The organism is Treponema sp. (assembly GCF_045657965.1).
Taxonomy (GTDB): Bacteria; Spirochaetota; Spirochaetia; order Treponematales; family Treponemataceae; genus Treponema_D.
Genome location: NZ_JAZOUG010000084.1, coordinates 1 through 2,410, shown reverse-complemented (window position 1 = coordinate 2,410; position 2,410 = coordinate 1). Strand labels below are relative to the sequence as shown.

Below are 2,410 nucleotides of genomic sequence, written 5' to 3'. Positions count from 1 at the left end.
CTGAAGGTACAAAAGAGTCAGCTTCACAGTCATCTGTTTCTGTCTCTGAAGCTCCTTCTCAAGCGGCTTCAAATTCATCTGGTGGAATAGATGAATTGCCTGATATTGGAGAAATGAATTTATCTTCAACTTCAGATGATTCAATGAATTCAACAAATTCAACAATAAATTCTAATGATGAACTTATAAGTGATAGTGAATTTGCCTCTGGTGGTGGAAGTTTTAAAGAAACAACTACACAAGATACAGATGTTATGGCAAAAGCTATTCAAACTATATTAGCAAAGGATAATGATTAAAAAAGGTGCTGCGTATGGATAATGAAAAATCACCATTTATTAATGATGAAGAAGAAGATTCTATCTGGAAAGAATATAAAAAAACTCGTTCACCAGCATTGCGGGATAAAATTATCCGCAAGTATATGCCTTTGGTAAAATATGTAGCGGGTAAAGTTTCTGTCGGGCTTCCTGCAAGTATGGAATTTGATGATTTGGTAGGGTTCGGTCAGTTTGGTCTTCTCGATGCAATTAGTAAATATGACCTCGACAAAAAAGTTAAGTTCAAGACATATGCAGTCACCCGAATCCGGGGAGCTATTTTCGATGAAATGCGTCAGCTTGACTGGGTTCCTCGTTCTGTAAGACAGAAATCTCGTGAAATTGAGGATGTAATTTCCGGTCTTGAATCACGCCTTTCACGTCCTGCTACAGACGAAGAAATTGCAAAAGAAATGAATCTTTCTCTTGAAGAATATCAGCACACAGTTATGAAAATCAGTGGTACCAGTGTACTTTCGCTAAATGATGTGTGGTATTCTGGTGATGATTCTGATCATCTTTCAATTGGAGATTCAATTGAATCTCCTCAGAGTTTAAATCCTGATGTACAGGTTGAACGTGAAGAAATCCGAAAAGTTATTATTCAGGCAATTAATGAGCTTCCTGAAAAAGAAAAAATGGTCATAGTTCTGTATTATCATGAAGATTTGACTTTCAAAGAAATAGGACAGGTTCTTGATGTTTCAGAATCACGCATTTCTCAGCTGCATTCTAATGCAAATTTACATTTGCGTTCTAAACTTACAAATTTCAGAAAGGGAATTTTCTAACAAATGATAAATCTTGAAACAATTCGTAAGGACATGGCAGGGCTTCTCTCTAAGGACAAAGAGATTAAGTACGTTGAAGTACGTGCAGACACTCTCGATGAAGCTCTTGCAGATGCTGCTGTTCAGTTTGATACGCGGGTTGTTAATCTTGAATATGAAGTTTTAGAGCGTGGTTTTGATGGTTTCATGGGAATTGCAAAAAAGCCATGGTTTTTAAAAATTTATCAGAATCCTGATACCATTAAAAAATCTGTTGCTGGTAAAAACGGAGAAATTATTCAGGGCGATGATGATGAAGATATTGAGAAAATTGTATCAAAAGACGGAATGTATTATATTCATCGTTTTGGAACAGAAATTTTCTTAAAAGTCACTCTTCCTGTTGGAGATGGAAAGCCTGTCGATGATGATGTACTTGTAAATGATTTAAATCGGCCTGATACAAAATCATTTGAAGAAGCTGAAGTTCGTAAGCTAGCAAAAAAAGGTACTGACGGAGAATATGTTTCAATCGGAACTTATAATCATGAACCGTCCGCTGATGCTGTTTTTGTAATTGATGTTTCAAAAGATGAGATGCAGGTTACGGCTACAATAAATCCTCCTATGCTTGGAGGTGCTGATGTCAGTGCAGAACAGATTAAAACTGCTCTTACAAAACAGGGCGTTGTTGCAGGCATTTCAGAAGAAAAAATCAGTGCTCTTATCGACAGTCCTATTTATAATGAACCTGCTGTTGTTGCAGAAGCTGTTCTTCCAGTTGATGGCCGGGATGCTTATATTGCATATAATTTTGAAACAGACCGTTCAAAATTAAGGGCAAAAGAGGCTGCTAACGGACAGGTGGATTTTAAAGAGCTTAATTTAATTCAAAATGTTGTTGAAGGGCAGCCTTTAGCTCAGAAAATTTTAGCAGAAAAGGGAAAAGCCGGAAAAACAATTTACGGACGCTATCTTGAAGCAAAAGACGGTCGTGATATTCAGCTTCCACTTGGTAAAAATGTAACAGTTGATACTGACGGTAGAACTATTCTTGCCGGTGCAAATGGTCAGGTTCTTCTTATAAATGATAAAATTTGTGTTGAGCCTATCATGGAAGTTGAAGGTGTCAACATTAAAACTGGTAATATTACATTCCTTGGCACTGTTATTGTTAAAGGAAGCGTTGAAGACGGATTTAATGTTAAAGCAAGCGGCAATATCGAAGTTTCAGGAACAGTCGGTAAATGTACACTTGAAAGTGACGGTGATATTATCGTTTCTTCTGGTATTATCGGGCGTGATGAAGGTAAAATTGTC

At 36.9% G+C, this 2,410-nt stretch carries 3 protein-coding genes; all 3 read left to right on the top strand.

Features of this window, described 5'->3' with window-relative positions; translation table 11 throughout:
• Positions 1-299, top strand: a 299-nt coding sequence (locus tag ACKI5B_RS03015; RefSeq protein WP_407425693.1) for a hypothetical protein, incomplete at its 5' end; no start/stop codon positions are given.
• A gap of 14 nt (positions 300-313) precedes the next feature.
• Positions 314-1,111, top strand: coding sequence for an RNA polymerase sigma factor WhiG (gene whiG / locus ACKI5B_RS03010; RefSeq protein WP_407425691.1), 798 nt, complete (start codon positions 314-316; stop codon positions 1,109-1,111).
• 3 nt (positions 1,112-1,114) lie between these two features.
• Positions 1,115-2,410, top strand: a 1,296-nt coding sequence (locus ACKI5B_RS03005) for a flagellar assembly protein A (protein ID WP_407425689.1), incomplete at its 3' end; no start/stop codon positions are given.

What these genes read in the sequence shown, in the direction of transcription:
- whiG (WP_407425691.1), top strand. Translation starts at nt 314, where the DNA reads ATGGATAATGAAAAATCACCATTTATTAATGATGAAGAAGAAGATTCT.